This is a genomic window from Nocardiopsis protaetiae (genome assembly GCF_045446735.1).
GTDB classification, from domain to species: domain Bacteria; phylum Actinomycetota; class Actinomycetes; order Streptosporangiales; family Streptosporangiaceae; genus Nocardiopsis; species Nocardiopsis protaetiae.
In genome coordinates, this window is sequence record NZ_JBJJBV010000397.1 from 1 (window position 1) to 4,618 (window position 4,618).

At 73.4% G+C, this 4,618-nt stretch carries 5 protein-coding genes and 1 tRNA gene; 4 read left to right on the plus strand and 2 right to left on the minus strand.

Annotated features, from left to right (window positions below; translation table 11 throughout):
- Positions 1-124 precede the first annotated feature (124 nt).
- Complete coding sequence (locus ACJOT3_RS32695) at positions 125-1,372, minus strand: helix-turn-helix domain-containing protein (RefSeq protein WP_406976999.1); 1,248 nt, start codon at positions 1,370-1,372, stop codon at positions 125-127.
- Positions 1,373-2,277: 905 nt separating this feature from the next.
- Between ACJOT3_RS32695 and ACJOT3_RS32700 the strand changes: the two genes are divergently transcribed.
- The 3 genes from ACJOT3_RS32700 to ACJOT3_RS32710 all read left to right on the plus strand — a co-directional run bounded on the left by ACJOT3_RS32700 (position 2,278) and on the right by ACJOT3_RS32710 (position 3,903).
- Entirely contained in the window at positions 2,278-2,409 is a 132-nt protein-coding gene (locus tag ACJOT3_RS32700; protein WP_406977000.1) for a hypothetical protein, read from the plus strand.
- Positions 2,410-2,635: 226 nt separating this feature from the next.
- Entirely contained in the window at positions 2,636-3,721 is a 1,086-nt protein-coding gene (locus ACJOT3_RS32705; RefSeq protein WP_406977001.1) for a class I SAM-dependent methyltransferase, read from the plus strand.
- Positions 3,722-3,829: 108 nt separating this feature from the next.
- Positions 3,830-3,903 (plus strand) — tRNA-Pro (locus ACJOT3_RS32710).
- 62 nt (positions 3,904-3,965) lie between these two features.
- Here the strand turns inward: ACJOT3_RS32710 and ACJOT3_RS32715 are convergent.
- A complete protein-coding gene (locus ACJOT3_RS32715) occupies positions 3,966-4,343 on the minus strand; it encodes a MerR family transcriptional regulator (RefSeq protein WP_406977002.1) in 378 nt (125 codons plus the stop codon).
- Positions 4,344-4,447: 104 nt separating this feature from the next.
- On the opposite strand from ACJOT3_RS32715, the gene ACJOT3_RS32720 reads away from it, so the two are divergent.
- On the plus strand, positions 4,448-4,618 hold a 171-nt coding region (locus tag ACJOT3_RS32720), incomplete at its 3' end, for an oxidoreductase (protein WP_489685966.1).

The following is a 4,618-nucleotide window of genomic DNA, read 5'->3' on the forward strand; positions in this document are numbered from 1 at the left end:
CGGGACCCCACCGACGCTAACCCGCCCCGCCCGGAACAGGGGGTACGGAATGTGCCCCCTGGACGGCAAAGACCAGGTCAGGGGTGTGCTGGGGGCGGCGCAGGGCCGGCGCGGGCGGGCCGGGTCAGGCCGGGACGCCCACCCGGTCGGCCAGCTCGGCCGCCTGCGCACGGTGCTCGCGCGAGCGCAGGCCCTCCATGATCATGGCGCGGGCGTGGCCGTTGTAGCGGATGGTCTCCGGGGCGGTGGCGTGCGCCTGCGCCAGCAGCCGCAGCGCGTCGCCCTCCCGTCCGTCCAGCCGGTGCGCCCGGGCCTGCTCGATCCGGTGCCGGGCCCGCCGCGGCCGCGACGGGATGACGCGCGCCTCCGAACGCAGTGCCTGGCGCACCCCCTCGCCGCCGCTGCGCAGCTCCACCGCCACCGTCACCGCGTGAGCGCCCATGACGGCCCGGGAGAACGAGGTCACCGGGTGGTAGAACCCCTCCGGGAGCCGCTCCACGGCCTGCCGCGCCGTGTCCCACCGGTGCCAGGCCGCGCCGGCCTCGCCGCGCCGGGCGGCGGTGTACCCGGCCTCGAACTGGAGGGATCCCCACAGCGACTGGAGTTCGTCGCAGTCCCGCCGCGCCAGGTGCCCGCCCAGGTGTGCCAGCGCCCCCTCGGCCACCGCGTCCGCGGCGTCCCAGTCCCCGGCGTCGCGGTGCGCCTGGACCATCAGCCAGGCGGCGATGCCCAGGGCCCGCGGGTCGTCGGCCTCGCGGGCGGTCACCACGGCGCGCTCGCACACCCGCCACAGCAGGCTCTGCGCGGGCTGGTAGGCGATGAAGAACTGCGCCAGCGAGTACACCTCGGACAGCACGGCGCGGGCGGCCCTCCGGTCGGACTCCCGGGCGGCCTGGTGCACGGCCGCCTGCGCGTCCTCGATCAGCTCCGGCAGCAGCGAGCCCAGGACCTCGCGGTGGTCGGGGGCCGCGTGCCGGGCCCGCCACGCCCCCCGCAGCCTGGACCGCAGGTGGGGCAGCGTCGGCGCGGGGCGGTCGGCGGCGGGCGCGAACGCGTTGATCGCGGCCCGCACGGCGGGCAGCCGCCGGTGCCCGGGGCCGCTGAACGGCTCGACCGGGATCGATCCGGCCCCGGTCAGCTCGGCCAGGTCGCGTACCCGCAGCGCCTCGGCCAGTTTGAGCAGCAGCGGCAGTTTGGGGGTGCCCAGGCGGCCGGTCTCCAGGGCCTTCACCCAGGAGGCGGAGCGGCCCACCAGCCCGCCCAGCACTTCTCGGGTCAGGCCTCTGCGGGAGCGGTGGAGCTTGAGGCGGGTAGCGAAGGGGACCTCGGAGCCGACGGATTCCTCGATCTCCCCGATGCCGTCGAAGGCCATGTGGAGTCCTTCCCGATGCGCCGCAGCGGTGGCCCGTGCCGTCCGCCGGTATCGCGCCGTGCTGTGTCGCGCGGGCGGACGGCACCAGCGTAGGGGCGGCGTGCACGCTCCGGGAGGGTTTCCCCACGATCCGTTGCCCGCCTGCGGGCCGCGGATGCCCCGGAAGTCAGCACCACTGAACGTCAGTACCAAGGAGGTTCACTAGTGCTGAACATCAGTACTGCTGATCATTTCTACGGAAACACGGTTGTGAGCGCGCCTCCGCCGCCGTGCCGCATCACCGCCGCCGACCCCGCGCCGCAGCAGTACGGAAAGTCAGCAGTGCTGAACGTCAGCACTGCTGATCATGGTTGCCACAACCTGGTCGCGAGCGCGCGTTCACAGCCGTGCGCTTCCGCCGGGCTGCCGTCGTCCCGACGCCGGCCTGGTCGCCGGGTCACCACCAGACGGGCGCCGTTCTGGTCGCCTCACCACCACACCGCCACCACACCGCCGCCGGGCCGGCTGCCACCGCCGGGCTGCCGCACCACCGCACCGCCGCCGTGCCGCGGCGCTTCCGCCGGGGCGGGCGGCCACCGGTTCGTGCAGCGGGCGGAGTGTGCGGCCGGGTCCGTCGGGAGCTGGGTGACGGTGGCGCAGGCATGGCCCGCGGCGGAGAGGTCGGTGGCGACGGCCTCCCTGGCGGCGCCGAGTGCCGCCCGCGCGGTGTCCGGGGCAGGGCGGCCACGGCGCGTTCGGCGGCCACAGCGTTTTCGGCGACGGTCGCGGTCGTCCCCGGGACCGGAAGGTCCTGCCGTGGTGCCACGGGGCGCTCGTGCTGTTGACCGACGAGACGGTCGCCCTGGACGGCGGACACGAGCGAAGAGGTGTGGTCCTACCGGCGGTCGCACGACTCCGGGCCCGCGATGTCGACCACGGAGTTCCACCGGGTGGACGCCTCGGGCGCTATCACCGGCACGGCCGTGGTGACGGAGGAACTGCTCCGCGGTGACGTGGGCGGCCCCGGGAGCGCCGTGCTGGAGAGCGAGGCACCCTGAACCGCGCCGTGGCCGCGGATGGCCGCAGGTGGCCGTAGGTGGTCTCCTCGTGGGGAATAGCCGGGATCCCAGGGGCGCAAGAGTAGAATGGCCGGTTGACCATGTGGCGGCCGAGGCGCCCTGCGCCCCAGGAGAAGAGCCGCGGAGTGTCCTGCGGGTACGGGCGCCGGTCCGCCCGGCCGCCCGCCGCGGTGCGGGCGGACCGCTCCTGACCGAGGAGTCCGCGATGACCACGCAAACCACCGGGCGCGAGCTGGACCAGGACAGGGTGGAGGAGTTCACGGGCCGGGTCCTGGGCTTCATGGACGCGGGCAGCGCCGCCCTGCTGCTCAGCATGGGCCACCACCTCGGCCTGTTCGACACCATGGCTGGTCGGGGCGCGATGACCAGCCAGGAGGTGGCCGACACCGCCGGGCTGAACGAGCGCTACGTGCGCGAGTGGCTGGCCGGGTCGACCATGTCCGGCGTGGTCGAGTACGACCCGCGGACCCGGACCTACCTGCTGCCCGCCGAGCACGCCGTCTGCCTGACCCGCGCGGCGGGGCCCGACAACCTCGCCCGGTTCGTGTCGTTCCTGCCCATGCTGGCGCAGGTGGACGAGCAGGTGGAGGACGCCTTCCGGCACGGCGGTGGCGTGCCCTACAGCGCCTACGACCGCTTCCAGCAGGCCATGGCCGAGGAGAGCGTCGAGGTCGTGGACGTCTCCCTCATCGACACGACGCTGCCGCTGGTGGAGGGCCTGCCCGAGCGGCTGGCCCTGGGCATCGACGTCGCCGACGTCGGCTGCGGCCGCGGCCACGCGATCAACGTCATGGGCCGGACCTACCCGCACAGCCGGTTCGTCGGCTACGACTTCTCCGAGGAGGGCATCGCGTTCGCCCGCGGCGAGGCCGACGCGATGCGGCTGTCCAACGTGCGGTTCGAGCTGCGCGACGTCGCCATGCTGGACATCGAGGAGGGCTACGACCTCATGACGGCCTTCGACTCCATCCACGACCAGGCGCACCCGGCCCGGGTGCTCGCCGCGATCCACCGGGCGCTGCGGCCCGGCGGCAGGTTCCTCATGGTGGACATCAAGGCGTCCAGCAACCTGGAGGAGAACGCCGACCTGCCCTGGGGGACCTTCCTGTACACGGCCTCCGTCATGCACTGCATGACGGTCTCCCTCGCCCTGGACGGCGACGGCCTGGGCACCGCGTGGGGGGAGCAGAAGGCACTCGCCATGCTGGCCGAGGCGGGGTTCGGCCGGGCACGGGTCGAGGAGATCGACACCGACCCGTTCAACAACTACTACGTCGCCACCAAGGGCTGACCCGGCCGCGACGTCCGTGACCCCCGTGATGCCCGCCGCCCCCTGGTCCCGGAGGCTCCTGGAATGCGATAGGGTTTCACCTGTTGGCGCCGTCACGACGGCCGCCGGCGGGACGTAGCGCAGTTTGGCAGCGCACTTGACTGGGGGTCAAGGGGTCGTGGGTTCAAATCCCGCCGTCCCGACAGACGAAGGGCGTTCACCTCGGTGAACGCCCTTTCTGCGTGTCCGGGGTGGGGCGGTCGGCTCAGGAGGCGCGGGGGGCGGTGAGGCGGGCGCGGCGTTCGCGGGCGGTGTCCATGTGGCCGTCGATGGCCGCGCAGGCGCGGGTCAGCTCGGCGATGTGCGCGGTGATGCGGTCGCGCTCCCGGGCCAGGCTCTCCATGGCGCCGTCCACGGTCTCCACGCTGGGCGCGTCCATGCAGGGCATCATCTCGGCGATGGTGCGGGTGGGGACCCCGGCGGCCAGCAGCGTCCGGACGAAGCCCACGCGCTCGACCTGGTGCTCGGTGAAGTGGCGCTGCCCGCTCGGGCTGCGGGTGCTCGTGATCAGGCCCTGCTCCTCGTAGTAGCGCAGCAGTCGAACGCTCGCACCGGTCCGCTTGGCCAGTTCCCCGATTCGCACGGCGTCCCCTTCGTGATCCGCGGCACAACGCTTGCCTCTCACATTGATGTGAGGTTTTAGCGTGACCACTGTACGCGACCACGGACCTCGATAGGAGCCCCGTTGTGACCAGTCTCTTGCAGCCCTACCGGCTGGGTGACCTCTCCCTGCCCAACCGTGTGGTGATGGCCCCGATGAGCCGGGTGCGCGCCACCGCCGACGGGCTGGCCACCCCGTCCATGGCCGCCTACTACGCCCAGCGGGCCACCGCCGGGCTGATCATCGGCGAGGGCGCG